Origin of the sequence: Nonomuraea rhodomycinica, from assembly GCF_013363995.1 — a bacterium.
GTDB lineage: Bacteria > Actinomycetota > Actinomycetes > Streptosporangiales > Streptosporangiaceae > Nonomuraea > Nonomuraea rhodomycinica.
The window spans coordinates 42,452-67,866 of sequence record NZ_JABWGO010000007.1; the positions used below are offsets into that span (position 1 = coordinate 42,452).

Annotated in this window: 20 protein-coding genes, 1 tRNA gene and 1 pseudogene; 17 read left to right on the forward strand and 5 right to left on the reverse strand. The window is 69.6% G+C overall.

Annotated elements, in window-relative coordinates:
• Positions 1-270: 270 nt before the first annotated feature.
• The 4 genes from HT134_RS26400 (at position 271) to HT134_RS26415 (ending at position 3,597) form a co-directional block, all read left to right on the forward strand.
• A complete protein-coding gene (locus HT134_RS26400; RefSeq protein WP_246365505.1) occupies positions 271-1,152 on the forward strand; it encodes an RNA polymerase sigma-70 factor in 882 nt (293 codons plus the stop codon).
• Between the two features lie 126 nt (positions 1,153-1,278).
• A complete protein-coding gene (locus HT134_RS26405) occupies positions 1,279-2,316 on the forward strand; it encodes a hypothetical protein (protein ID WP_217708391.1) in 1,038 nt (345 codons plus the stop codon).
• 16 nt (positions 2,317-2,332) lie between these two features.
• Positions 2,333-2,872 carry a cytochrome P450 gene (locus HT134_RS26410; protein ID WP_217708392.1) on the forward strand — a complete coding sequence of 180 codons (540 nt, stop codon included), beginning with the start codon at positions 2,333-2,335 and terminating at the stop codon, positions 2,870-2,872.
• Positions 2,869-3,597 (forward strand): SDR family NAD(P)-dependent oxidoreductase, encoded by a 729-nt coding sequence (locus HT134_RS26415; protein WP_175603168.1) that lies wholly within the window; start codon positions 2,869-2,871, stop codon positions 3,595-3,597. The genes HT134_RS26410 and HT134_RS26415 overlap by 4 nt, the downstream gene beginning before the upstream one ends.
• Before the next feature lie 934 nt (positions 3,598-4,531).
• Here the strand turns inward: HT134_RS26415 and HT134_RS26420 are convergent.
• Positions 4,532-4,882, reverse strand: coding sequence for a hypothetical protein (locus tag HT134_RS26420; protein WP_175603169.1), 351 nt, complete (start codon positions 4,880-4,882; stop codon positions 4,532-4,534).
• Positions 4,883-5,131: 249 nt separating this feature from the next.
• Between HT134_RS26420 and cutA the strand changes: the two genes are divergently transcribed.
• Positions 5,132-5,440, forward strand: coding sequence for a divalent-cation tolerance protein CutA (cutA, locus tag HT134_RS26425; RefSeq protein ID WP_312888441.1), 309 nt, complete (start codon positions 5,132-5,134; stop codon positions 5,438-5,440).
• Here the strand turns inward: cutA and HT134_RS26430 are convergent.
• A complete protein-coding gene (locus HT134_RS26430; RefSeq protein WP_246365507.1) occupies positions 5,406-6,887 on the reverse strand; it encodes a helix-turn-helix domain-containing protein in 1,482 nt (493 codons plus the stop codon). The two genes, cutA and HT134_RS26430, sit on opposite strands and share 35 nt — an antisense overlap.
• A gap of 738 nt (positions 6,888-7,625) precedes the next feature.
• Between HT134_RS26430 and HT134_RS26435 the strand changes: the two genes are divergently transcribed.
• On the forward strand, positions 7,626-8,357 hold the full coding sequence (locus HT134_RS26435) for a GntR family transcriptional regulator (protein ID WP_175603171.1): 732 nt from the start codon (positions 7,626-7,628) through the stop codon (positions 8,355-8,357).
• 32 nt (positions 8,358-8,389) lie between these two features.
• On the opposite strand, the gene HT134_RS47755 is transcribed toward HT134_RS26435, so the two are convergent.
• A complete protein-coding gene (locus HT134_RS47755) occupies positions 8,390-9,805 on the reverse strand; it encodes an SNIPE associated domain-containing protein (protein WP_312888442.1) in 1,416 nt (471 codons plus the stop codon).
• A 225-nt stretch (positions 9,806-10,030) separates the two neighbouring features.
• Here HT134_RS47755 and HT134_RS26445 point away from each other — a divergent pair, with 225 nt between their 5' ends.
• The 6 genes and pseudogenes from HT134_RS26445 to HT134_RS48155 all read left to right on the forward strand — a co-directional run.
• Positions 10,031-10,456, forward strand: coding sequence for a plasmid replication, integration and excision activator (locus HT134_RS26445; RefSeq protein WP_175603172.1), 426 nt, complete (start codon positions 10,031-10,033; stop codon positions 10,454-10,456).
• A complete protein-coding gene (locus HT134_RS26450; RefSeq protein WP_175603173.1) occupies positions 10,453-10,740 on the forward strand; it encodes a hypothetical protein in 288 nt (95 codons plus the stop codon). The genes HT134_RS26445 and HT134_RS26450 overlap by 4 nt, the downstream gene beginning before the upstream one ends.
• Positions 10,741-10,822: 82 nt before the next feature.
• The gene (locus tag HT134_RS26455) at positions 10,823-12,250 is read left to right on the forward strand and encodes an FtsK/SpoIIIE domain-containing protein (RefSeq protein ID WP_175603174.1); all 1,428 of its coding nucleotides are present in this window, start codon (positions 10,823-10,825) and stop codon (positions 12,248-12,250) included.
• Entirely contained in the window at positions 12,247-13,869 is a 1,623-nt protein-coding gene (locus tag HT134_RS26460) for a replication initiator (RefSeq protein ID WP_175603175.1), read from the forward strand. Before HT134_RS26455 ends, HT134_RS26460 begins: the two co-directional genes overlap by 4 nt.
• Entirely contained in the window at positions 13,866-14,003 is a 138-nt protein-coding gene (locus tag HT134_RS26465) for a hypothetical protein (protein WP_175603176.1), read from the forward strand. The genes HT134_RS26460 and HT134_RS26465 overlap by 4 nt, the downstream gene beginning before the upstream one ends.
• An 8-nt stretch (positions 14,004-14,011) precedes the next feature.
• A pseudogene (locus HT134_RS48155) lies at positions 14,012-15,124 on the forward strand (recombinase family protein); the annotation flags it as partial.
• A 544-nt stretch (positions 15,125-15,668) separates the two neighbouring features.
• On the opposite strand, the gene HT134_RS26475 reads toward HT134_RS48155, so the two are convergent.
• Positions 15,669-15,754, reverse strand: a tRNA-Leu gene (locus tag HT134_RS26475).
• Positions 15,755-16,225: 471 nt separating this feature from the next.
• Here HT134_RS26475 and HT134_RS26480 point away from each other — a divergent pair.
• Positions 16,226-16,918, forward strand: a complete 693-nt coding sequence (locus tag HT134_RS26480) for a hypothetical protein (protein WP_312888443.1) — start codon at positions 16,226-16,228, stop codon at positions 16,916-16,918.
• A 681-nt stretch (positions 16,919-17,599) separates the two neighbouring features.
• Positions 17,600-19,651 (forward strand): chaplin family protein, encoded by a 2,052-nt coding sequence (locus HT134_RS45985; RefSeq protein WP_175603177.1) that lies wholly within the window; start codon positions 17,600-17,602, stop codon positions 19,649-19,651.
• A 402-nt stretch (positions 19,652-20,053) separates the two neighbouring features.
• On the opposite strand, the gene HT134_RS26490 is transcribed toward HT134_RS45985, so the two are convergent.
• On the reverse strand, positions 20,054-20,221 hold the full coding sequence (locus HT134_RS26490) for a DUF5703 family protein (protein ID WP_205302617.1): 168 nt from the start codon (positions 20,219-20,221) through the stop codon (positions 20,054-20,056).
• A 209-nt stretch (positions 20,222-20,430) separates the two neighbouring features.
• Between HT134_RS26490 and topA the strand changes: the two genes are divergently transcribed.
• The 3 genes from topA to HT134_RS26505 all read left to right on the forward strand — a co-directional run bounded on the left by topA (position 20,431) and on the right by HT134_RS26505 (position 25,335).
• Positions 20,431-23,214, forward strand: coding sequence for a type I DNA topoisomerase (gene topA, locus HT134_RS26495; protein WP_175603178.1), 2,784 nt, complete (start codon positions 20,431-20,433; stop codon positions 23,212-23,214).
• Between the two features lie 177 nt (positions 23,215-23,391).
• Positions 23,392-24,702 carry a metallophosphoesterase gene (locus tag HT134_RS26500; RefSeq protein ID WP_312888445.1) on the forward strand — a complete coding sequence of 437 codons (1,311 nt, stop codon included), beginning with the start codon at positions 23,392-23,394 and terminating at the stop codon, positions 24,700-24,702.
• Between the two features lie 69 nt (positions 24,703-24,771).
• Entirely contained in the window at positions 24,772-25,335 is a 564-nt protein-coding gene (locus HT134_RS26505) for a helix-turn-helix transcriptional regulator (RefSeq protein ID WP_217708394.1), read from the forward strand.
• The last annotated feature ends 80 nt before the right edge of the window (positions 25,336-25,415 follow it).

The following is a 25,415-nucleotide window of genomic DNA, read 5'->3' on the forward strand; positions in this document are numbered from 1 at the left end:
GGGCGACGGGGCCAAGGTGATCGCTCGGGGAGTCGTGTGCCGCGCCTGTCGTTCGCGCGGCGTCCTGACGACCATGCGGCGTCGGCGCCCCGAGATTTGTGACAGTGCGGCCATGTGACGTGTGTCACCGGTCGTAGGTGTCACACAGCGGTGCGCGCCGACGCCTTGTGCATGGAGCGGGATCTGCGGGTGCACAGGCAGGAGCCAGGTATGAACGAACGCGGGGATGCGGCAACGGGCACAGCCGAGCCGATGGCTGGTGGCGGACGGATGGACCAGGCGACCGAGGCATTCCTGGCCCACCGCAACCTGCTGTTCACCGTCGCCTACGAGATGCTGGGCTCGGTCGCCGACGCCGAGGACGCCCTGCAGGAGACCTGGCTGCGGTGGGTCAAGGTCGACCTCGGGCAGGTGTCCGACCAGCGCGCCTACCTGGTGCGGATCATCACCCGGCGCTCGCTGGACCGGCTGCGCGTCATGAAGCGGCGCAAGGAGGCCTACGTCGGCCCCTGGCTGCCCGAGCCGCTGCTCACCGCGCCGGACGTGGCCGAGGAGGCCGAGCTCGCCGAGAGCGTGTCGATGGCGCTCATGCTCGTCCTGGAGACGCTGTCGCCGACCGAACGCGCCGTCTTCGTGCTGCGCGAGGTCTTCGACGTCAGCTACGACGAGATCGCCGAAGCCGTCGGCAAGACCCCGGTGACCGTCCGCCAGATCGCGCACCGGGCCCGCCGGCACGTCGAGGCCCGGCGGCCCCGCGAGGTGGTCTCCCAGAGCCAGACCCGGGCGGCTGTGGAGTCCTTCCAGCGCGCGCTGGAAACCAGGGACCTACAGGGTCTCCTAGATGTGCTCGCCCCTGAGGTCGTCCTGATCAGCGACGGCGGCGGCGTCAAGCAGGCCGCGCCGCAGCCGATCATCGGCGCCGACAAGGTGGCCCGCATGATCGTCGTCGGCCTCGCCAAGGCCCAGGTCGCGCTCACCAGCGAGCCCACCGTGGTCAACGGCGGCCCGGCGCTCCTCCTGCGCGTGGACGGCGAGATCGACGGCGTCATCGCGGCGCGCGTCGAGGACGCCCGCATCACCGGCCTCTACTACGTCCGCAACCCGCGCAAGCTGACCCGCATCGGATCTGAGGTCTCGCTCACGCTGAAGTAGCGCACAAACGCGCGTACCGGCTCATCCCTTCACCACATCAATCACGCGAACGTTCTCTTTCGAGGAGTGGACATGGCCGTTCAGGCCCCGCCGGCAGCCGACACATCGCCATCACCCTGGCCGGCAGTGGCCAGGGCAGTCGTCCTGCTCACGGCGATCACCGGTGTGCTGCTCACCGCCTTCGCCTGGCCGTCGGTGCGCTCATCGGTACACGACGTGCCGATCGCCGTCGCCGGGCCGGCCGCCGCGGTCGAGCAGGTCAGCACCGCGCTCCGCCGACGCCTGCCGGACGCCTTCGAGATCACCGAGGTCGCCGGCACCGCAGCCGCCGAACGGTTGATCCGCGACCGGGAGGTGTACGGGGCGATCGACGTCAGCTCCGGCACCCCGCAGGTCGTCATCGCCTCCGCCGCCAGCGGAGCGATCGCCCAGACCCTGCAGAGCGTCGCGACCGGGCTCAGCCAGGCGCAGGCACGGACCGGGCTCAGCCAGGCGCAGGCACGGACCGGCGGCGCGGAGGTCGCGATCCGCGACCTCGCCGCCCTGCCGGCCGACGACCCGCGTGGCGCCGGCCTGGCCGCCGGCGCCCTTCCCCTGGTCATGGTCGGCCTGCTCGCCGCTCTCCTGCTGACCAGACTCGTCCGCGGCACCGCCCGCCGGGTCACCGGAGCGCTCGCCTTCGCGATCACCGGCGGCCTGGCCGCGGCGGCGATCCTGCAGTTCTGGCTCGGCTCGCTCAACGGCTCCTACTGGGCCAACAGCGGCGCCGTCGCCCTGACCATCGCGGCCACCTCCCTGAGCATCCTCGGGCTGGAGGCGCTGCTCGGGTTCGTCGGCTTCGGGCTCGGCGCCGTCACCATGATGCTCGTCGGCAACCCCCTGTCAGGTGCCGCGACCGCACCCGAGATGCTGCCCGGCTGGTCCGGCATGCTGGGCCGGCTGCTGCCGCCCGGGGCGGGCGGGCAGTTGCTGCGCTCCACCGCGTTCTTCGACGGCCGCGGCGCCACCCACTCCGTCACCGTCCTGGTGGCCTGGCTCACGCTCGGTGTCGTGCTGTGCCTGGTCGGCGGACTGCGCGCGCGCCGTGCCGCCACCGTCGCCGCAGGACCCGTGAGGACGCCCGCACCACCGGCCTCCACGACGTTCGCGGCCCCGACCGGCTGATCGTCCCGCGGGCCTGGTGAGCCTGGCCTTCCTGCTGCTGACCGCCGGACACGAGACCACGGCGAACATGATCTCGCTCGGCGTGGTCGGGCTGCTCTCCCACCCGGAGCAACTGGCCCTGGTCAAGGCCGACCCGAGCAGGACGCCCATGGCCGTGGAGGAACTGCTGCGCTACTTCACCATCGCCGACGGAGTCACCTCCCGGGTGGCCACCGAAGACGTGGAGGTCGGCGAGGCGAGCATCAAGGCCGGCGAGGGCGTCATCGTCTCGATGCTGTCGGCCAACTGGGAGCCGGCGGCGTTCAGGGACCCGGGCGAACTGGATGTGGAGCGCGGGGCCCGCCACCATGTCGCCTTCGGCTTCGGCCCGCACCAGTGCCTCGGCCGCTGTTCCGCCGCATCCCCGCCCTGCGGCTCGCCGTACCGGCCGAGGACTTGCCGTTCAAGACCGACGCCGTCATCTACGGCGTTCACGAACTCCCGGTCACCTGGTGAGCGGCTGCTCACAAGACGCCGATCCCGCCGTAAGCACAAACGACCTCAGGAGAGAACATGACCTCAGTATTGATCACTGGAGCGAACAAGGGCCTGGGCTACGAGACGGCGCGCAGACTCGGAGAGCTGGGCTGGAGGGTCTTCCTCGGCTCACGCGACGAGAGCCGAGGAAGGGCCGCCGCGCAGAAGCTGGCCGCCGACGGCGCACACGTCATCATGGTCCCGTTGGACGTGACCTCGGAGGAGTCGGTGGCCGGGGCTGTGCGGCTGGTCCGGGAGCACACCGACCGGATGGACGTGCTGATCAACAACGCCGGCACGCCGGGCGGCGGTATCAACCCGGCGGACGCGACGGCCAACGACATCCACGCCGTCTACGACACCAATGTGTACGGACCGGTCCGGGTCACGCACGCGTTCCTACCGCTGTTGCAGGCGGCCGACAACCCGCGCGTGGTGATGGTCACCGGCGCCGGAGGGTCGATCGCGGTCGTGACCGACCCCGCGCAAGCTGTCTCGAAGATGTACGAACTCGCCTACACCTCGTCAAAGGCGGCCCTGAACATGATCACCGTCCGATACGCTCAGGCGCTGCCGGCCATCAAGTTCAACGCCGTGACCCCCGGCGAGGTCGCCAACGGCAAGTTCACCGCCACCGACATGAACATCCACACGGGCGAGCTGACGGTCACCGAGGGCAGCGACCCGATCATCGAGCTCGCGACGCTCCCCCCAGACGGGCCCACCGGGACCTTCATCGATCGCCTTGGCCCCATCGCCTGGTAGAACGTCCCGCTCCTTGATCCCCCAGCGGCCATGAAGTGGTAAGGCCGCCTTCCCGATGGAAGGCGGCCCGCGGGGGCACCCGCCCACCCTCACCGGCCGATCGGGACAGATCACCTAAGAGCCGCTGATCTCCATGGATGACTTCGACTCCGTGCGGAGCGCGCTCGTCGGCCGGAGACGGAAGCAGAACGGCCCCTCATCGTCCTCATGTGGACGCCTGGTTGGCGGCGGAGCCAAGCGGGGCGCGTCGAGCAGGGACGATTCACGCGCGCCGCACTGGAAGCCGGCGCCGATCCGTCCCTGGTGACCCGGCGGATCGCCGAGCCACGTCGCGCCCGACGTACTACCCGTAGAAACAACTAGTGGAGGCTCGGGATCAACCCGGCCTCCACATGTGTGTTGCCTATGTGTCCGAGGGGCGTGTTGAACCGTTCGCCTATCTTCTCGTGCAGGGAGAACGATGGCTTGAGCTCGATTAGGAAGAGCCGACGATTTTCCCGGGTGTCGCGGACTACGGTCGAATCCGCGTGTTGACCTCCGCAATCTGTCGTCGCTCCGGCCTGCGAGTCGTAGATCATCCCGTGTATATCCCGGATCTTGGTTCGGGCGCCAGACCTCCGACCCAGGGGTCCAGAGCAACCTACGGCGACGATGTACCGATGCGCGGGTACGCGCGCACTTCGCCTGCTGATCATCCCGTCTGCCGTCGACCCGCCCGCAGGGGAAGCGGGCCAAGGCCAGGGGGTCAAGGTGGAGCGCCCCACTGGACGAACGACCTTGACCCCCTGGCCTTGGTCTGCTCGGCTTGTCCCGGGTCGATGGTGGGCGGGATGATCAGCTTCCGCCTCAGCCACCTACGGATCTGCTCTCAGCACAGCGATCATCCCAGAGCCGGAGTGCCCCCGCCGGAGGCTTCTTGTCGCCCATGAGTTGCCTAGAGATCGGGCCATGTGTACGTGGCGAGATAAGGGGACCGGCCGGTAACGAACCAGTTCTGGAGGTCATGGAGTCGTTCGATGGCGGCTTCGTAGTACTGGGGTTGTTCGGGGCGGGGGAAGTTCGGATGGCTGGTATGGCTGGGGACGAAATCAGCCATGTACCAGAAGCCTTCGACCAGCCATCGGTCGAGTCGCTCATTGGTCTCCTGCTCGGCACAGACGCGGCGCATGGCTTGCTCCAGGCGGCTGAAGGCTTGCTGGTCCCAATGGAGGTCGCAGCGGAGCTGGATGAGGAACGATCCGTCTTCGGCGTCGAACTCCCGTCGGAGTAATTCGAGGTCGTCCATGGCGCACAGGATGGCATGGCGGGTGCTGGCGTGGCGGCGGCGGGCCGGCGGTCGGCGCGTTCGTTTGGTACGGCGGTCGCGTGGTACGGCTACGGCCCGGGGCGCCGCCGACCGGGACCGGCCCCCAGGCCGCACGCCCGGTCGGCGGGCGGCGGAGGGCCGGGTACGGCGGCGCGGCGCGCCGCCGCTTGATCCTTAAGAGAACAATTCGGCAGTGTATGCGGCGTGGCCGAGTGTATTGAGGTTCGTGTGACCGCGAGCAGCCGTGATGAGGCTGATCGGATCTGTTCGGCAGTTGTCGCTGCCCGGTTGACTGCGGCGGCTCAGGTGGCCGGGCAGATCACCTCGCGGTACTGGTGGCGGGGCGAGATCAATGAAGCTGATGAGTGGCTGGTGTTGATGAAGACCACCATGGAGCGCTTTGAGGATCTGGCCGTAAAGGTGCGTGAGCTGCACTCCTACGAGGTGCCTCAGATCGTGGCTGTGCCCCTGGTGGCAGGCACGGCTGACTATCTGGAGTGGATCAGGCAGGAGACAGCCCCGCGTCCCGGCGGGTAGCGATCAGGTCGCCGAGGAGTTCGCGGGCGGCCTGGTCCTGTTGCCCTGCGAGGGTCTTCTCCACTGCGGCCAAGTGCTGGAGGCCCCATGTCGACTCGGTGCGCTGGGCTGTGTCGAGGGCGCGGCGGGCGTAGGAGACTCCCTCGCTGATGTCGCCGAGCTGGAACTGTGCCTTGGCTATGTCGGCGTAGATGACCGCGGCTCGTTTGTGGTCGGTCTTGTGGCTGATGGAGTCGAGGGCGGACTGTCCAGCTTCGAGCACATGACGTTCGTCGCTGAGCTGTACGTACGTGGAGAGCTGGAAGGCTGCCATGCGTCCAGCGTCTAGGAAGCGGGTCCAGGCGCGTTCCCGGTGGGGTTGGGCGCGGTCGAATGCTTCTTCGGCCTGGTGCAGGAGCTCGACGGCCCGCCGGTCGCCGAGTGCGGCGAGTTCTTCGGCTTCTCGGCTGAGGAGCCAGGCGCGGGTGGCGTCGTCGCCGTGGGGTGGAAGGTAGGTCTTCGCCTGCTGTACGGCCTTCAGGGCAAGGACGCCTTCGAGGGCGTAGGACTTGTAGGCGTAGGTGCATGCCTGGATGACGGGGTGGCCGCTCTCCTTCGCGGCCAGGGCTGAGACGCGGTCGAACGAGGCGGACTGGGCCGGCTGTTTGAGGTCCCATGCGATCCACGCCGCCAAGGTGGAGGCTTCGCCGGCGGTGGCGGCCAGCCTGCGGCGGAAGCGGTCCGGCGGGCCGCTCTGGATGAGGTTGCTCAGTTCGGTGATGTGGGTGGTCAGGCCCTGGTAGATGGCCCGGGCCGGGAGGACGTATTCGAGGCGGTGGAAGCCGATCGTGCGGGCTTCGAGGCGTTCGACGGTGTCCTCGTCGAGGGCTTGGGGGCCGCTGAGCGCGCGGGTCAGGCGCTCCCAGGGGTCGACGATGGAAGCCGCGGCTTCGGCGGTCATGCCCGCGGCGAGGAGGAGCATCGTTCGACGGTCCACGTGCGTATCCAGCCTTCCCACTACCCAGGCCAGCGTCAGCACGTCAACGTCGTGGACGTCGTCGGACTGGTGCGGGCCGAGAACAAGCTGACCAACTTGTTCCACGCTAGGCAGGGCACTTGCTGGTGTTCCATCCCGAGCCGGGATGGGTATGCGGGGGAGTGGAACGCCGGTGATCACGCGGGGAGCGAGGCCGAGAGTCATGCGGGCGAGGTCGGGCATGTGCAGGCCCTCGGCGACGCGCTCGAACACCTCGAACGAGGCGACCTGGACGGCGCCCTTCATGATCTCGCTGACCTTGCCCTGGCTGAGGCCCACCGCCACGCCGATGCGGGTCTGGCTGACGCCCGCGTACTGACGGACCAAACGGAACACATGGCCTATGTCGCGACTTGTGAGGGCCGAGACCATTTCGGGGCGTTCCCAGAGGTCAGCCGGTACGACGACCGGTTCGGCCCCGTCTGCGGGCATCTGCCGTATCCCCTTGTGTCCGTGGACTGCCGGTAACCCCACGCTCACTGCCTGGCGATATCCCGTCAAGGGATATTGCCCATCCGGTAGAGGGATTCCGTCTCGGGATGGGCTGTGTATGTCCTGATGACGACCCTTGGCCTATGACTGCCAACGATCAAGTCGCATGTGAGCGGTGCCGCGCCTGCCGGGGAAGGGGCTGGCGGTGGGTGCGCAGGAGCCGGGCGGACGCGCAATGCCGCATTGACGGCGTGGCTGTCGAGCTGGCGCAGATCGAGTGCTTCGACTGCTCCGGCGTTGGCAGGCTGAGGGCGGCGTGATGGAGATCTTCACGGGCTGCATGAGCCCGCACGTGGCTCCCTTGCGGACCGACCACATGCGCCTGGTCTGGCAGGACCCATTAAGGGCTCAGGAACGTGTCCGGGTGATCGCCTGGACATGTGACTGCAAGGCGACGACCTACGAGCTGTGCCATGCGGGTGGTGTGGCGTTCGTGCGGCGTACCGTCCAGCTCGACCGGTCGGTTGAGACCCATGAGACGTTTCGCTGGTCGTTTCGGAGAGCCGAGTCAGTCTGGGCCTCGTTGCTCGGGGGCGAGGTCAGATAGGACGGTTGAGTGCGGGCGGCGGCGCGGTCGGACCTTCGAGGTTATGACTTCCTCGCCCAACAGAGGGTTACGCAAGCGCCATGCGCTGATAGCCTGCTTGGCTAGACAGGCATGTTGAATGTGGGGCTCCGATGTCATTTGAATACACGCCGCCCAAGTACGCGCAACTGATCGCGGAACTGGAGCGGCGCATCGACTCGGGCGAATACGCGCCCGGCTCTCCTCTCCCGAGTGAGCACCAACTCATGGCCGAGTTCGGGATGGCCCGGCCGACCGTCGTCAAGGCTCTCGGTGTCCTGCGTGATCAGGGCTGGATCGTCACCCATCAAGGGAAGGGCCGCTTCGTGCGTGGTCGCCCGGCTCTCCCCACTGGACAGCAGGTACGGACGGGTCGGGAACTGCTCGACCGGAAAGAGGTCCAGGTCTCCAGCCGACTGCTCGCGGCCGGAGAGGTGGAGGCGCCGAACCGGATCTCCGCCTATCTCGGGATCAAGCCCAAGTCTCCGGTGGTGCTGCGCCGGACGCTGGTCGAGCACGACAATGAGCCGACCGAGATCTCTTCGACCTGGCTACCGGTCGCCGTCGCCGAAGGTACGGCGCTGGCCGAGACGGAGGAGCTGAAGCAGGGTGTTCGCCGGTACGTCGAGGCCGCGGCCGGCACTTCGCTCGATCACATCATCGAGCACATCACTGCGCGCAACCCGACCAAGGAGGAGTGCACGCTCCTCGACGTCAAAAGCTCGGCCGCGCTGCTGACCGTGTACGCCGTGGCCTGCGACGCCACCGGCAAGCCCTGGGTCGTGGTGGAGTCGGTGCTGCCGGGGGATCGCCACGAACTCGAAGATGCTTATCCCATCCGTTAGCGGTAGGTGGTGAAGGACGCTGCCGATCCTGGTTAGGCCGGTTCGGTCACCGCGGCCGACTGTCGCCACTCCAGGGCCTCTGCCGTGTCGCGGTATTCCAGGAGATGCTGACCTGCGATCTTCCGCAACACGTCGCGTACCTCGGCCGGAGTGGCGCGGAAGAACTCCCGCCGAAGGTTCACCTTGTTGAGTCGCCGGTCGTTCAGCTCGGCATGGAGTCTCGACTCAAGTCCGACGGCGTCTTCGCTGAAGATCAGCGCATGTGTGTCGAACCTGAACGGCACCGAGGCATCGCCGAGCTCTCGCACGCGGTCTTCTGGCTCCAGGCGGCGCGTCATTCCGATCTTGACCACATTGTCGCCGAACGCGCCGATGTTGGAGATCACGTAGACGTAGCCGGCTCTGGTGTTCGCCTCCCGTGTTTCCACGTGGGCCACCGCTGCCCCGATCTCTTCCAGCTTGGCCTTCAACTCCTCGACGCTCTCCGCAGACGCCGTGCCGTTCTGCAGAAGTTTGGCCAGCGCCGACCGGTAGTGGGCCTCCTCCTTGCGCAGGCGCGCCTTCTCCCGCTCGAAGTCTCGGCGTGCGGCCTCCTCCTCCCGCTGCTGTTCGCGCTGGGCGCGGATGAGCTCCTTCTCCTGCTCCTGCTTGGCCAGGTAGTCGGCAGTCAGCTCCAGTTCGTAGATTCGCGTGCGGTGGTAGTCGGGATGGACGTGGATGTTCATCGTCCGCCCCAGCTTGACGATCATCTCGACTGCCTTCTCCAGTCGGTCGATCGCCGATTGCAGCTTGTATGGGCGCATCGTCCGCACACAGTTGTCCGCCTCGGCGTTGTACGCCCGGAGCATGAGCTTGGAGAAGTCGCGCACCATCTTGCGTCCTTCGGCTGCCGACCCGTTCACTTGCCAGTTCGTGGCGCCGACGACGGCCTGTCCCTCCCTGGCCATGTCCTTGATGCGGGCCTTCACCTGGGCGAGCTGGTCCTTGTAGGCGATCGCGTCACTCAATGGGTGTCGGTATTCGTAGATGCCGACTTCCTGAAGGAGGACGGTCTCCTCGGTCCGCACTATCCGGTGCTCGGTTTCGCGTAGCCGCTGAGTGGCTGCGTCGAGGGCGGATTGTAGTCCTGCGTGCTCTGCGCGTAGCGCCTCGGTCATCGCCGCGATGCGCATGGCGTCCATCCCGCCGAGTTGTTCCACCCACGCGCGTAGCTGGGCGTTCTCCTCTTCAAGTTGCTTCTTGCCGCCGAACAGCCCGCCGCTCTTCCGTTCCGGAACCTGCGGTACGACGGCTGGAGCCGGCGGGGCAGGCGTGTTCTCCGGAAGCCAGAAGTTCCATCCAGGAGGGGCCGGGGGCCACGACGGATCCGGCTGCCACCCCTGCGGCGGCTTCCAGCCATGGGGCGGGACGGGCCATCCGGGAGGTGAGTTGAACCGGTACTCCGTCACAAGCGCTCCTCACGGGTCGAGGCGATGGCCCACACAGGAGAGATAGCCACGAACCCTGTATGGGTTACAGCCCGCCTTATCAAGATCACCTTATGTGCTAGTCGGCGCTCCAGCTTTCTGGGCACGTCGTCTTGGTTTACTTGACTGGCCAAGTGAGCATGCTGGTTAATAGAAGCACTTGGCCAGTCAAGGTGGCTGAGCACTCAAGACAAGGAGATCGTCAGCATGGCAATCCAGGGACCCATTCCGGTGACGTTCGGCCAGGTCTTCCCGCACGGCTGCTACACCGTCGGGGAGGTCGAGCCGGTCAAGGACTTCGAGGCGTCGACGAACGGCAGGTTCGTCCAGGCGCGGGACAAGCAGACGGGCGAGCTCGTCTGGCAGATCCCCGTCATGGACGCCGACCCGTCGCTGAAGGCGGCTCAGAAGACGGTGGCGGTCAAGATCCTCGCCCCGGTCCAGCCGGTGCCTCCGGCTCCGGTCGCGGGGCTGCCGTTCACGCCGGTCGAGTTCGACGGGCTGACCGTCACGCCGTACGTCAACGGGGCCGGGCGTCTCGCGTACTCGATCAAGGCGCGGCAGATGCTCGCGCCCCGCACCAACACCACCACCAACACGGCCAAGTCCAACGGCAAGGAGGTCGCAGCATGAGCGGTTACAGCTACACCACGATCAACGTCACCTCGGACGGGGAGCCCCGCATCAGGGTCTCGCTCTACCCGGATGAGCGGGCGCGGGTCGAGTACTACCCCGCCGAGCGCGGGTGTCCGTTCCTCAACATCGAGCACGCCGGAGCCCGGGTCAGCATCGGCCTGACCCACGGCTCCGAGGTCGCCGAGCAGCACGTGCGCTTCGCTCGCGGACTGCTCGACGCCGCTGCGGCCTTCCTGGCCGACTGCGAGCGGCTGCACGCCGAACAGCCGGCGGCGGCCTGACACGCAAGCGGGGCCGCTGGAACTGGTCCTTCCGGCGGCCCCTTTTCTCCCCTGACGCGAATCACGAGAGGGCTCAAGCCTAATGTTCAAGCGACTCCCCGGGGACGAGGCGCGCAACCTCGTCTCCACCACTCCCGACACGGCCGTGGTCTTCCGGCCCGCCGTCGTCAAGACTCCGGTTTTCGTCACACTCGTCATCTACGGCTGGCGCTTCGTCTCCGCACTGGTCCGCGCTCTCTGGCGGCATCCCATCGCCTGCGCCATTCCGGCCCTTCTGGGCGTGCTGTGGGTGCTGTACGGCTGGCAGCTCGCGGTCTCGGTGCTCGGGTTCGTCGTCCTGGTCCTGCTTGCCTTTGCCTTCCTGGCTCGCGACTGCTTCGCCCGGCTCGTCGGGTGGCGGCTGCTGGCCTGGTGGCGGCTGGTGTGGGTCTATCGGCGTCACTGGCGGGCGGTCATGGAGGTCTCCGGGCTGGCCAAGCGCATCAACGGCCGCGTCTACATGCCCCGGCTCCTCCGCGTGGCCTGTGACGGCTGGGCCGATCGGATCACCGTCCGGATGCTCGGCGGGCAGGCGGTCAAGGACTGGACCGACCGTACCGACAACCTCGCCCAGGGCTTCGGCGCCGTCTCCTGCCGCATCGGGCTCATCAAGGGCGGCCGACTGCTGCTCACCTTCCCACGCAGCGACCCACTCGCCTCCTCGATCCCGGCTCTCCCGATCCCCGATCAGCCATCGGTCGGGCCGGTCGAGATCGGCAAGCAAGAAGATGGCCGGCCTCTGCGGCTCAAGGTCCATGGCACGCATGTCCTGATCGCGGGTGCGACGGGGGCCGGTAAGGGCTCGTTCTTGTGGGACACCATCCGGGGCCTGCTCCCTGCCATGCGGGCGGGCCTGGCCGAGGTCTGGGCACTCGATCCGAAGCTGATGGAGCTGTCCTTCGGTCGCGAACTCTTCCAGGGCCGCTACGCCAGCGATCCCGCTGACTGCGCCGACCTGCTGGACGAGGCGGTCTCGGTGATGCAGAAGAGGGCGGCCCGCTTCGCCGGTCTTCAGCGCTCCCACACCCCGACGGTGGAGGACCCGTTCGTCCTGGTGCTCGTGGACGAGGTCGCGTTCCTGACCGCCTACCAGCCCGACAAGCAACTCCGGCAACGCGTCTCCGCCGCGCTGGCCACCCTTGCGACCCAAGGCCGCTCCGTGGGGGTCGGCGTGATGGCGGCGCTTCAGGATCCGCGCAAGGAGGTCGTGAACATCCGCAACCTGTTCCCCGACAAGATCGCCCTGCGGCTGGACGAGTCCGAGCAGGTGGACATGGTCCTCGGAGACGGCGCCCGCGACCGAGGAGCCCTCGCCGATCACATCTCACCCATCCCCGAGCTGGGCGCCGGCGTCGCCTACATGCGGCTGGAGACCTCACCCGAACCCGTCCGCGTGCGCGCCGCGTACGTCTCCGACGACGACATCCGCCAGATGGTCGCCCTGTTCACCGAGCGAGAGGAGGCCGCATGACCAACCCGCACGACCGCGCACTACCCCGGGCGATCCGGATGGCGATGCCGCTGGCCCGCGATGTCGTGGAAGAGGTCGCCAAGCTGCACGGCGTGTGCATCCGGCCCGTCCCGCTCAAGCGGCTCGACACCCACACCGGACAGTGGGAACTCATCGACGTCCCGTGCGGCGCCACGCTGGAGGCCAAGTGCCCGCCGTGCGCCAAGCGCAACCGGCAGCTCCGCATCGCCCAGTGCCGCGAGGGCTGGCACCTCGACCACGAACCCGCCATCACACCGGATGAGCCGTCAGACGATCAGTGGTGGCTGGTCGAGTTCCGCGCCGACCTCCAGGCCCGGCGTGAGGAGGCGGAACGGCTCGGCGAGGACACCGCCGACTGGGACGCCGCCATCGAGGGCGTTGACGCCGAGATCAACGAGGCGGGCATGCGGGGCAGCGTCCTCGGCCGGACCGCCGCCAAGCGGGTGCGCTCGACCAGACGGCGGCAGGACGCGCCGGATCTGCCCAAGCGCAAGATGGCCGGCACCACCCTCGGCCGCACCTTCGCCACCCCGGACGGCAAGGTGTTCCGTCCGTCGCTGTTCGTCACCCTGACCCTTCCGTCCTATGGCAAGGTGCGTGACGGCGTTCCAGTCGATCCCGACACCTACGACTACGCGCGGGCCGCCCGCGATGCGCTGCACTTCTCCAAGCTCGTGGACCGGTTCGTGCAGAACCTGCGCCGGGTCGCGGGCTACGACGTGCAGTACTTCGGCACCGTCGAACCACAGCAACGCCTCGCCCCACACCTGCACATCGCCATCCGCGGGACACTGCCCCGCGCCGAACTCAAGCAGATCATCGCCGCCACCTACCACCAGGTCTGGTGGCCACCGGTGGACGACGTCCGCTTCGACGGCGATCACCTCCCGGTCTGGCAGGACGGGGTCGGCTACCTCGACCCGGCCACCGGCGAGGTGCTGCCCACCTGGGACCAGGCCCTCGACCAGCTCGACGCCGACCAGGACGCCGAGCCTCTGCACGTGGTCCGCTTCGGCCAGCAGCACAACATCCAAAGCGTCCTGGCGGGCACACCAGCCGCCGGCAAGTGGCTGGGCTACCTCACCAAGTACCTGACCAAGAGCCTGGCCGACCCCCTCGACGCCACCGCCGACAACCCGGCCCGCCGCGAGCACGCCGCCCGCCTCATCGAAGCCCTGCGCACCGAACCCTGCTCACCCACCTGCGCCAACTGGCTGCGCTACGGCATCCAACCCAAGAACGCCAAACCCGGAATGCTCCCCGGCCGCTGCCGGGGCAAGGCCCACAAGCCCGACCACCTCGGCTACGCAGGACGCCGCGTCCTCGTCTCCCGCAAGTGGTCCAACAAGACCCTCGCCGAGCACAAGCAGGACCGCCGCACCTGGGTCCTGGAAGCCCTCGGCCAGTCCGACGAGACACCCGACCCGCACCGCTACGTCTGGAGGCCCGTCCCGGTCGGAGACGCCAACGTGCCGCCGCTCGCCGTCCGGCTCCTGCGGTCGGTGGCTGAACGGCAACGCTGGCGTGCCCACATGGCTCGCCTCCAGGCGGAAGCAGAGGACCAAGAACTTTCGGCAACCGAGGGGAGGGCGGCATGAAGGCAGACAACGAGCTGGTGGTCGTCCTCCCCCCTGGGGTTCCCAGCCTGAACGCGAGCGCCGCAGTGGAGCTGCTTGCGATCCTGTTGGAGGTCCACCAGGAATCGCCGAGCGTCCACGCGGATGCCGCCTGAGGAGACATATGGACACCATTCGGTTCGGCTTCTACGGCCGTGTTTCCACGGAGGACAACCAGGACCCGGCCTCGTCACGAGCCTGGCAACTCACGCGCTCTCGTGCGCTGATCGAGCCGCGCGGGGGAGTGATCGTCGCCGAGTTCTTCGACGTGGACAAGTCACGCTCGATCCCCTGGCAGCGTCGTCCCCATGCGGCGGCGCTGCTGAAGGAGTTGCGAAGCCCTGATCGTGGCTTCGAGGCGGTCGTGATCGGAGAGCCGCACCGTGCCTTTTACGGCAACCAGTACGGTCTGACGTTTCCGATCTTCGAGCACTTCGGAGTGCCGTTGTGGGTGCCTGAAGTGGGTGGCCCCATCGACCCGGCCAACGAGGCTCATGACCTCGTGATGAGCGTCTTCGGTGGCATGAGCAAGGGGGAGCGCAACAGAGTCAAGATCCGAGTACGTAGCGCCATGGGAGCTCAAGCACAGGTGGAAGGCCGCTTCCTCGGTGGGCGCCCGCCGTACGGCTACGTCCTGGCGGACGCCGGTCCGCACCCCAACCCGGCGAAAGCGGCGGATGGCCGGCGGCTGCATCGGCTCGAACTCGATCCCGTCGCCTCAGCCGTGGTCGCTCGGATCTTCGCCGACTTCCTTGCGGGCTACGGCCTCTTCTCCATCGCTGAGAGGCTGACGCGAGACGGCATCCTGTGCCCCTCCGCCCACGACCCCGAGCGCAATCGCCACCGTTCTGGGGTCGCCTGGTCCAAGGGCGCCGTACGCGCCATCCTGCTGAACCCTCGTTACACCGGCTACCAGGTCTGGAACAGGCAGCGGAAGGACGAGGTCCTGATCGATGTGGACGACGTGGGCCTCGGGCACATGCCCAAGCTCCGCTGGAACCCCAAGGACAAGTGGATCTGGTCAGACGCCCCGGCACATCCACCGATCGTGAGCAGGGAGGACTTCGAGGCGGCGCAACAGACGCTCCACAGTCGTGGTGATCGCTACACCGACAAGACGGTCCGGCGGGCTCAGCATGTGTACCAGCTCCGTGGACGACTCATCTGCGGACTCTGCGCCCGCAAGATGCAAGGACATTGGGCGAACGAGATGCCCTACTACCGGTGCAGGTTCCCCGAGGAGTACGCGCTCGCCAACCACGTGATGCACCCTCGCAATGTCTACCTGCGCGAGATCGACATAGCCTCCAAGCTCGACCGCTGGTTGGGACGCCTGTTCACTCCGTCGAACATCGACCGCACCTTGGACCTCCTGGTGGCAGCGCACGAAGCGCCATCCACGGAGCTGCATGAGGGTGAGGCCATCAAGCGGCAGATGGCCGAATGCGATCGGAAGCTGGCTCGCCATCGCGCGGCTCTGGAGGCCGGCGCCGACCCGGTGCTCATCGCGAGCTGGATGAGGGAGGAGCAAGGTCGAAAGACTGAGCTCCAACACAGGCTTACGCGGCTCCCCGTGGCCCGGCCCCGCCTCTTGGACCGCGACAGCCTTGCCGCGTCCCTGCGCGGTCTGGGGAGCCTCGTAGAAATTTTGGGGAGAGCCGACCCGACCCGGAAGGCCAAGATCTACGCCAACCTTGGCCTGGAGCTGGTCTACCACCCCTCACAACACAAAGTCCTGGTCGCCGTCTCCAGCGACCAGGACCATATGGGGTACGGGTCTGTGTCCGAGGGGGGACTTGAACCCCCATGCCCATCACTGGGCACTAGCACCTCAAGCTAGCGCGTCTGCCTATTCCGCCACCCGGACTTGGTGCCTGCACGCGGGACCGTCATCTCGCGTCGGCTCAGTTAGGTTAGCAAACTCTGAGGGGTGCGTGATACCGCGAATCCGAGAGAGCCGGGTGACGTGGCGTCCGGCGGGCGGCGCGCGGCCATGCTGCGCGCCGCCGGACCGCCCGCCGCGCGGGGCTTTCCGCGTCCGCCGGCCTCTTCCGTGCGGGCTTCTTCCTGCCGGTCCCTTCTCCTGCGGGTCGCTTCTCCCCGGCGCTCTTTCGTGGCGGCCGTGCTGGCCGGCCGCGAAACGGGGCGGGGGCTGCCGCTGGGCCGGTTCATGGTGATTGGTGAGGCTTGGTGAAGCTGTGGCTTGACTGATTCATGGGACTCCGCTGAAAACGGCTTGCGATCACCTTGGGTGCTGCTACGGTTACGGACCGTTGAGGGGTGAGTCCAGGAACCGGCCCCACGACATGGGGCCGGTTCCGGAGCTTCAGGAGGTCACGTGACACGCACGCCGGTGCGACGGCCGAGGGCGATGGCCCGAGCCGTCTTCGGCGCGCCCGTGCCCGTGGCCGTCCCGGCAGGCGAGGCGATCACCGAGCGGGCGCACCGGATGGCGCGGTTCGCGGCCGGTGCCCGCCGGGTGGTCGCGCGGGCGGCCGTGGCCGGGGGCGTGATCGCCGCCGGTTGGTTGCTCGCCGTCCTGTTCGGGACGTTCTCCGCCGCTCCGGCCGCCGCGAGCACAGCCGCGGCGCACACGGCCGCGAGCACGACGGCGGCGCACACGGCCGCGGCAGACGCGGCCGGCGGAGCCGCCACGGGAATCGCGGCACTCGACGACTCCCGCTCCAGCACCTCCGGCACCACCGTCACCGGGTCCATCATGGACGGTTTCCCCACGGGCGACGGCGGCATCTCGGCGGCGGACGACGCCGAGGCCATGGCAGGGCGCACGGTCGACGGGCTCACCAGCCAGTCCGACCCCGGCCTGCCGCCTTCCTCCACCGCGAACAAGATCCTGGGCACCGACGGACTGGTGCCCGGCGGCGGTGGCGGCCCGTTCGGGCCAGGCATGGGGGACATCGCGAGGTCCGTGTACGACCCGGCGCTTCAGGCCAGGCACGTCGTCGTGGCGCGCGAGCTTCCCCCCGTCGTCCGCACAGCGGCGGACGACCCTTCTTTCTCACCTGACTGACCCCGCCGTTGCAGCCGGTCCTCACGGGCCGGCGGCGGAGCGCGGCCATGGCCCGCACTCGCCCGGAACCGGCAAGGTTCCGCCAGCCCGGGACCGGCGGGTTCCATCCTGGCCCCGCTCATCCGGGACCGGCGGGTTCCGCCCGGTTCCACTCGTCCGGGACTGTCGCAGTTCCCTTCGCCACCGGCCCGCACGGGCCGCGGCCGACGCAGCCAGACGCCTGTCACGCCGGGCGCCCGCCGCACAAGGCGGGGCGTCAGGCGGGACGCTCGTCGCAACCACGGCGAGGCGTCGGGCAGGACGCCCGTCACGCCAGGGCGGTCGTCCGGCGAAGACGCTCGTCGTCGGGAACCGGCCGTCACGCGAAGTGGTCGTCACGCGAAGTGGCCGTCACGCGAAGTGGCCCCCGGCCGGATCGGGCCGGGCGACACGGGCGAGAGTCATGGTTCCCGTCCGCGACGGGCAGGGCCGCCGGCGACCAGGCCGGCGGCACCGTGAGCCCGCCCGCACGAACCGGTGGGGCATGAGCCCCTCCGCCGGCGGGCGACACGTCAGTCATCACTGATCCGCGGTCCGCGAGGTCCCGCTTGTACGGCGATGCGTCACGCTCCCGTACGGCCTCGCCTCCCGCGGATCGTCAGGCGCAATTCATTCCCCCCAGAAGTCATAGGAGCACTCATCATGCGTACGTGGGCGAAGGCTTCCACACCCGCGGCTCTGCTCGCGGTCGCGGTCATGTCGTTCGGCGGCGGCACCGCGTTCGCCGACACCTCCGGCGACCACTCCGTCGGCGGCGGCAACCAGGTCAACCTGCCCGTCACCCTGCCGATCGACATCAGCGGCAACTCCGTCGCCGCGGTCGGCGAGTCCCGCGCCTCCTCCGAGGGCGGCGCGTCGGTGGAGAACACCGGCCGCTCCGGCATCCCCGGCAGGACGTCCGGCGACTCCAGCGTCCTCGGCGGCAACCAGGTCAACGCACCCATCACCGCCCCCATCAACGCGTGCGGCAACGCCGTCTCCCTGTTCGGCAGGTCCGACGCCGGCTGCAAGGGCGGCGCCACCGTCAAGAACGACGGCCGCGGCGGCCCGGGCGGCAACCGCACCTCCGGCGACCACAGCGTCCTCGGCGGCAACCAGGTGACGGCGCCCATCACCGCGCCGATCAACGCCTGCGGCAACGCGGTCGCCGTCTTCGGCGAGGCCACCGCCGGATGCAAGGGCGGAGCCTCGGTCAAGAACAACGGCCGCGGCGGCGGCGCCGGCCACAACACCACCTCCGGACGCAGCTCGGTCCTCGGCGGCAACCAGGTCGTCGCGCCGATCGCCGCCCCGATCAACGTGTGCGGCAACGCCGTCGCGGCGTTCGGTGAGGCGTTCGCGGGCTGCAAGGGCGGCTCGTCGGTCACGACCGGGCGCCCGGGCGGGCACCACGGCGGCGGCAAGGGCTACGGCGGCGGTCACGGCGGACACGGCGGGCCGGGCTCGGGGGGCAACGACACCGACGGGCGCTTCGGCGCCGGCAGCGGCAACCAGGTCATCGCCCCGATCAGCCTGCCCATCACCGCCTGCGGCAACGCCGTGGGCAACGCGGTCGCCGGCTGCAAGGGCGGGGCGTCCGTGGAGGGTTCCGGCGGCCGTGGGTCGGGTGCCGGCGGCAACACGACGTCCGGCCGTTCGGGCGTGCTGGCGGGCAACCAGGTGGTCGCGCCGATCACCGCTCCGATCAACGTCTGCGGCAACGCGGTGGCCGTGCTCGGAGGGGCCTTCGCCGGGTGCAAGGGCGGCGCGTCGGTGAAGAACGGCGGCGGCCAGGGCGCCGGCGGCAACCGGACGTCCGGCCGCAACTCGGTGCTCGGCGGCAACCAGGTCGTCGCCCCGATCACCGCCCCGATCAACGCCTGCGGCAACGCCGTCGCGGCCCTCGGCCTGGCCGAGGCGCGCTGCAAGGGCGGCGCCAGCGTCTCGCCGCAGCACGGCTCCGGCGCCGGTGGCAACACGACGTCCGGCCGGGGCTCGGTGCTCGGCGGCAACCAGGTCGTCGCCCCGATCACCGCTCCGATCAACGTGTGCGGCAACGCCGTCGCCGTCCTGGGTGACGCGGCCGCCGGGTGCCTCGGCGGTGCGCACGTCGGCAAGCCGGCCGACGAGGGCCACGGCGGGCACGGCGGCCCGGGGCGTCACCCGTACGCGGCGAGCCCCACCGCCCAGGGCGGCGGGATGCTGCCCGCCCTGCCCGCGGTCCCGGCCGTCGGCGGCCTGGCGGGCGCCGGCAACGTGACGCGTCAGATGCAGGGCGCGGCCGGGCTCCCCGTCGTGGGCGACATGTCCGACTCGCTGGGTCTGCCGGTCCTGCCGTCGCTGCCGGGCCTGCCCGACCGTCCCGCCCGGCCCGCGACCCCCGCGCACCCGGCCAAGCCGGCCAAGCCCGCCAAGCCGGTCAAGCGCGGCAAGCACGCCAAGGAGGTCGCGACCAACGCCGGCGGCGTGTCCGGCCCGCTGTCCGTGGTCTCCCCGGCGACCTCGCTCGTCGCCTCCACCCCGGTCGGCGGCGCCGCCACCTCGGCCACTCGCTCCCTCCCGGTCGGTGACATCGGTCTCATGAGCGCCGCCCGGCCCGCCGGGGTCACCGGGATGAGCTTCGGCGCCCTGGTCGCGCTGCTCCTGGGCGGGATGTGCGCCGCCTCCGCGACGCTGTTCGCGGCGACCCGCCGCTTCCGCCTCGGCCGGAAGTAGCCGGAAATAGCCGCAAGTAGCCGGAAGTAGCCGGAAGCGAGAAGCAGGCACAGCAGGTCGCCGAAGCCCGTGCGGCACAGGCACGCGGAGTAAGCGACCGACCAGCCTTACCTGACGTCCCGCGCCTCTCACCCGTTGGTAAGGGCTGACGTCGACACCCATAAGAAGAGGTACGGACCGCCGCTCACGCCATGGGCGGCCGGACCGAAAACCCCGCCCGGCTCCGCACCAGGAGGCGGGCGGGTCCACAGACGCTTTGCCCGTCTCGGGGGCGCGGCCCGGGACGGGCAAAGCCATGTCCGCGTCCGGAGGGCGGCGCGAGCCCGCGGAGGGGCCGTGGAAGCCGTCGGCGGCCCTGGACGTTGAACAGATGTCGGAGGGCGTCGGCAGAGGTCGGAGAGGTCAGAGGGTGCTGCGGACCCGCATGACCTTGCGACGCAGCCGTACGTGCCGGCTCCCGTCAGGGTGCAGGCGCACCCGGGAGAGCTCCCACTGTCCGTACTCCGCGTGCTCGGTCAGCAGCTGACGTGCGGCTTCGCGGGAGAGGTCGCGCGGAATGAAGATATCCATGTAGGAGTAGTCGAGCACAACGATTAGTCTCCAGGGTGAGTCAGGGCGCGGTGCCGCTCGTTGGGCCTTATTCTGCGTGCTTGTGGGTGGACCCGAAAGCTAGTGGGTAGCCCCGGGGGAAGGAAATTTCCGCGAGTCGGGTTACCTTTCAGATCTGTGCCGGCTCCCGGCAGGGGGAATTGCAAGCGAACAGCGAGGTAGGAAGCAGCGTGCCAGCCAACAACGGCAGCGCCGGCGGAACACGCCTGGTCATCGTCGAGTCGCCCGCCAAGGCGAAGACGATCGCCGGGTACCTCGGGCGCGGCTACATCGTCGAGTCCAGCATCGGCCACATCCGCGACCTGCCGGAGAAGGCCGATGACATCCCCGAGAAGTTCAAGGGGGAGGCGTGGGCACGCCTGGGCGTCAACGTCGATCACGGTTTCGAGCCGCTGTACGTCGTGAACCCCGACAAGAAGGCGCAGGTCAACAAGCTCAAGCAGCTGCTGCGCGACGCCGACGAGCTGTTCCTGGCCACTGACGAGGACCGCGAGGGCGAGGCCATCGCCTGGCACCTGCGCGAGGTGCTCAAGCCGAAGGTGCCGGTCCACCGCATGGTGTTCCACGAGATCACCCCGCAGGCCATCCGCGAGGCCGTCTCCAACCCCCGCGACCTCAACCTGCGCCTGGTCGACGCCCAGGAGACCCGGCGCATCCTCGACCGCCTCTACGGCTACGAGGTCAGCCCCGTCCTGTGGAAGAAGGTCAAGCCGCGCCTGTCGGCGGGGCGCGTGCAGTCGGTGGCGACGCGGCTGGTCGTGGAGCGCGAGCGGGACCGCATGGCGTTCACGGCGGCCCACTACTGGGACCTGCAGGCGCTGTTCGACAGCAACAAGCCCGAGGAGAAGCCGCGCGACTTCACCGCGACGCTGACCGGGGTCGACGGCAAGCGGGTGGCGCAGGGCCGTGACTTCGCCAGCACCGGCCTGCTCAAGAGCAACGACGTGCTGCACCTGTCGGAGGCCGCCGCCGGCGAGCTGGCCGCGCGGCTCCAGGGCGCCTCGTTCGCGGTCCGGTCCGTCGAGCGCAGGCCGTACACGCGCAAGCCGTACGCGCCGTTCCGGACGACCACGCTGCAGCAGGAGGCCAGCCGGAAGCTGGGCTTCTCGGCCAAGTACACGATGCAGGTCGCGCAGCGGCTGTACGAGCAGGGCTTCATCACGTACATGCGTACCGACAGCATCACGCTGTCGGAGACCGCGATCGCCGCCGCCCGCTCGCAGGCGATCAAGCTGTACGGCGCGGCGTACGTGCCCGACAAGCCGCGCGTCTACAGCAGCAAGGTCAAGAGCGCGCAGGAGGCGCACGAGGCGATCCGGCCCTCCGGCGAGGAGTTCCGCACGCCGGGCGAGACCGGGCTGTCCGGCGACATGTTCCGGCTGTACGAGCTGATCTGGCAGCGCACGGTGTCGTCGCAGATGAAGGACGCCGCCGGTGAGTCCATCTCGGTGAAGGTGGGCGGCCGGTCGTCGTCGGGCGAGGACGTCGAGTTCAGCGCGTCGGGCCGGACCATCACCTTCTACGGCTTCCTGAAGGCGTACGTGGAGGGGGCCGACGACCCGTCGACCGACCGCGACGACTCCGAGAAGCGGCTGCCCAACCTGGCCGAGGGCGACGTGCTCGGCCTGACGCGGTTGGACGTGGCCGGTCACTCGACCAAGCCGCCGGCCCGTTACACCGAGGCGTCGCTGGTCAAGGAGCTGGAGGACCGCGAGATCGGGCGGCCGTCCACGTACGCCTCGATCATCGGCACGATCCTCGACCGCGGCTACGTGTTCAAGAAGGGGACGGCGCTGGTGCCGTCGTTCCTGGCGTTCGCCGTGGTCAACCTGCTGGAGCAGCACTTCGGCAACCTCGTCGACTACGACTTCACCGCCGAGATGGAGAAGGTCCTCGACGACATCGCCAACGACCGGGCCGAGCGGGTGCCGGAGCTGCGGCGCTTCTACTTCGGCCACGACGGCGACGAGGGCCTGAAGGAGATGGTCACCGACCTCGGCGACATCGACGCCAAGGAGATCAGCTCCTTCCCGATCAGGGGCACCGACATCGTGATCCGGGTCGGCCGGTACGGCCCGTACCTCGACCGCGACGGCGCCCGCGTCAACATCCCCGAGGACATGACGCCCGACGAGCTGACCGCCGACAAGGCCGAGGAGTTGTTCTCGCGGCCGACGGGCGACCGGGAGCTGGGGCACGATCCGGCGACCGGGCACATGATCGTGGCCAAGGACGGCCGGTTCGGCCCGTACGTCACCGAGGTGCTGCCCGCCGCGCAGGAGGAGGAGGGGGCGCCGAAGCGGCGCACCAAGAAGGCCGACGCGGCCAAGCCGCGCACCAGCTCGCTGTTCAAGACCATGTCGCTCGACACGGTGACGCTGGAGGACGCGCTCAAGCTGCTGTCGATCCCGCGGGTCGTCGGCGAGCTGGAGGGCGAGCAGGTCGTCGCCCACAACGGCAAGTTCGGCCCGTACCTGAAGAAGGGCACCGACTCGCGGTCGCTGGCCTCCGAGGACGACCTGCTCACGGTCACGATCGAGCAGGCCAAGGAGCTGTTCGCGCAGCCCAAGCAGCGGGGCAGGGGGCGGGCCGCCGCGGCCGCGCCGCTGCGCGAGCTGGGCGAGGACCCCAACTCCAAGAAGCCCGTGGTGGTCAAGGAGGGGCGGTTCGGGCCGTACGTCACCGACGGCGAGACCAACGCGTCGCTGCGCAAGGGCGACACCGTCGAGGACATCACCATCGAGCGGGCCGCCGAGCTGCTGGCCGAGCGGCGCGAACGGGCGCCCGCGCCGAAGAAGCCGGCGGCGCGCAAGCCCGCCGCCAAGAAGCCGGCCGCGGCCAAGAGCACGGCCGCGAAGAGCACGACGGCCAAGAGCACGACGGCCAAGAGCACGACGGCCAAGAGCGCGACCGCCAAGACGACGGCGGCGAAGAAGCCCGCGGCCAAGTCCTGAGCCGCCTCTCCCACTGGGAGGCCCCCGGGTGGTCGGGAGACCCCCGGGGTGGTCCGGGGCCCCCGGGTGGTCGGGATCCCGGTTGGTCGGGATCCCGGTTGGTCCGCCGGGGCCTCTCGCTGAGAGCCCTCTCAGGGCGGCCGTCGCGCCGGGCGGCGCGGCTCGTAGCATGACGGCGTGGTCTTGGGCTTCGTCGTCATGATGGTCGCCGCGGTCGGCGCCGTCCACCTGTACCTGTGGCACCGGCTGGTGCGCTCCACCACCCGGCCGGGGCGGCTGCGCCGTGCCCTGACCTGGGTTCTGGCGGGGCTCGGGGCGCTGATCGTGGTCACGTTCGTGGGCTCGCGGGTGGAGGCGGGGCACTGGCTGGCCTGGCCGGGGTACCTGTGGCTGGCGATCATGTTCTATCTGCTGGTGTTCCTGCTGGTGCTGGAGGTGCCGCGGGCGGTCGCGTGGGCGGTCGTGCGCCGGGGCGGACGGCGGGCGGGCGCCGAGGCGCGGGTCCTGGAGACGGTCCCGGCCGGGGACGGGGTCGCGGCGCCGGACCGTGACGGTGCGGGCGGTGACGATCGCGCCGGCGGTGACGGCGGCGCGGCTGGAGTCGTTCCGGAGCCGGCGTCCGCGGTGGGCGCTGGTCCGGCGTCGCCGTCCGAGATGAGCCGGCGGCTGTTCCTCGGGCGGGCCACCGCCGCCGTCGCGGGCGTGAGCGCGATCGGCACCGTCGGGTACGGCGTGCGGACCGCGCTGGGCGACCCCGTGATCGAGCCGGTCAAGGTCACGCTGCCCCACCTCGACCAGCGGCTGAGCGGCCTGCGGTTCGCCGTCGTGAGCGACATCCACCTCGGACCGCTCACGGGACGCGCGCACACCGAGCGGATCGTCCGGATGATCAACTCCTTGAGGCCGGACGTGGTGACGATCGTCGGCGACCTGGTCGACGGTACGGTGGCCGAGCTGGGCCCGCTGGCCCGGCCGCTGCGCGACCTGGAGTCCCGGTACGGCGCCTTCTTCGTGACGGGCAACCACGAGTACTACACGTCCAAGGGCCCGGGCGAGTGGATCGAGGAGCTGGATCAGCTCGGCGTGCGGTCGCTGCGCAACGAGCGGGTCGAGATCCGCCACCAGGGCGGCGTGCTGGACCTCGCCGGCGTCAACGACGTCAACGGCGCCACCATGGACGACGGCCCGGACTTCGCCAAGGCCCTGGGCGGGCGTGACACGAGCCGGTCCACCGTGCTGCTCGCGCACCAGCCCGTGCAGGTCACGGACGCCGCCCGGTACGGGGTGGACCTCCAGCTCTCGGGACACACGCACGGCGGGCAGATCGCGCCGTTCAACCTGCTCGTGCCGTTGCAGCAGCCGGTCGTGTCGGGGCTCGCGACGGTGGACGGGGTGCAGGTGTACGTGACGCGGGGCGCCGGGTTCTGGGGCCCGCCGGTACGGGTCGGCGCGCCTCCGGAGATCACGCTGCTGGAGCTGCGATCGTGACTTTCCGCGATCCCCTGGTCACCGGAGCCCGCCTGGCGTAGTATCCGACGGGATACTCGGGAGGTGGCGATGACGTCTTCACCGGCCGGGAGCATGTACGAGCGGGGCGGCGTCCCCGACGTCACGTTCTGGGCACAGCGCGGCGGCTGGCTGTTCAAGCAGGCCAGGCATGCCGCGAGCATGAAGCAGGCGGCCCTGGCCAGCGCCAGCGGCACGTCGCGCACGACGCTGTCGGCGTACGAGCACGGCCGCAAATCGCCGACGCTGGAGACGGCGGGGCGCATCCTCGACGCCGCCGGGTTCCGGCTCGCCCTGGAGCCCAAGGTCGAGTTCACACGCGGCGTCGCCGACGACGGCAGGCCGTTCCATGTGCCGAGCCGGTTGCCGAGGTTACCGCCGGCGCGGGCGCTCGCCACGGTGAACGTGCGAGGGCGGACGTACGAGCTGGCCGACCGCGCGCAGCGGCGGGAGGCGTACGCCGCGCTGCTCAGGGCAGGCGGACCCGATGACCTGCTGGCGCACGTCGACGGAGTGCTGCTCGTCGAGCTCTGGGACGAGCTGCCCCTGCCCGCCGCCGTGCGCTCGGCCTGGCTGCCGCTGGTCCGGCATGCCCGGGGTGAACCTGAGCCGTAACGGTGGTCGTGGTCGTGGTCGTGGTCGTGGCGGGCCGTACGTGCGCGGGCGGAGTGGCGCGGCCGTGGTCGTCTCCGTGG

Excerpts from the sequence above, each read along its gene's own strand:
- HT134_RS26400 (WP_246365505.1), top strand. The coding sequence starts at position 271 with ATGGACCAGGCGACCGAGGCATTCCTGGCCCACCGCAACCTGCTGTTC.
- HT134_RS26415 (WP_175603168.1), top strand. The coding sequence starts at position 2,869 with ATGACCTCAGTATTGATCACTGGAGCGAACAAGGGCCTGGGCTACGAG.
- HT134_RS26420 (WP_175603169.1), bottom strand. The coding sequence starts at position 4,882 with ATGGACGACCTCGAATTACTCCGACGGGAGTTCGACGCCGAAGACGGA.
- HT134_RS26430 (WP_246365507.1), bottom strand. The coding sequence starts at position 6,887 with ATGCCCGCAGACGGGGCCGAACCGGTCGTCGTACCGGCTGACCTCTGG.
- HT134_RS26435 (WP_175603171.1), top strand. The coding sequence starts at position 7,626 with ATGTCATTTGAATACACGCCGCCCAAGTACGCGCAACTGATCGCGGAA.
- HT134_RS26445 (WP_175603172.1), top strand. The coding sequence starts at position 10,031 with ATGGCAATCCAGGGACCCATTCCGGTGACGTTCGGCCAGGTCTTCCCG.
- HT134_RS26450 (WP_175603173.1), top strand. The coding sequence starts at position 10,453 with ATGAGCGGTTACAGCTACACCACGATCAACGTCACCTCGGACGGGGAG.
- HT134_RS26455 (WP_175603174.1), top strand. The coding sequence starts at position 10,823 with ATGTTCAAGCGACTCCCCGGGGACGAGGCGCGCAACCTCGTCTCCACC.
- HT134_RS26460 (WP_175603175.1), top strand. The coding sequence starts at position 12,247 with ATGACCAACCCGCACGACCGCGCACTACCCCGGGCGATCCGGATGGCG.
- HT134_RS26465 (WP_175603176.1), top strand. The coding sequence starts at position 13,866 with ATGAAGGCAGACAACGAGCTGGTGGTCGTCCTCCCCCCTGGGGTTCCC.
- HT134_RS45985 (WP_175603177.1), top strand. The coding sequence starts at position 17,600 with ATGCGTACGTGGGCGAAGGCTTCCACACCCGCGGCTCTGCTCGCGGTC.
- HT134_RS26490 (WP_205302617.1), bottom strand. The coding sequence starts at position 20,221 with ATGGATATCTTCATTCCGCGCGACCTCTCCCGCGAAGCCGCACGTCAG.
- HT134_RS26505 (WP_217708394.1), top strand. The coding sequence starts at position 24,772 with ATGACGTCTTCACCGGCCGGGAGCATGTACGAGCGGGGCGGCGTCCCC.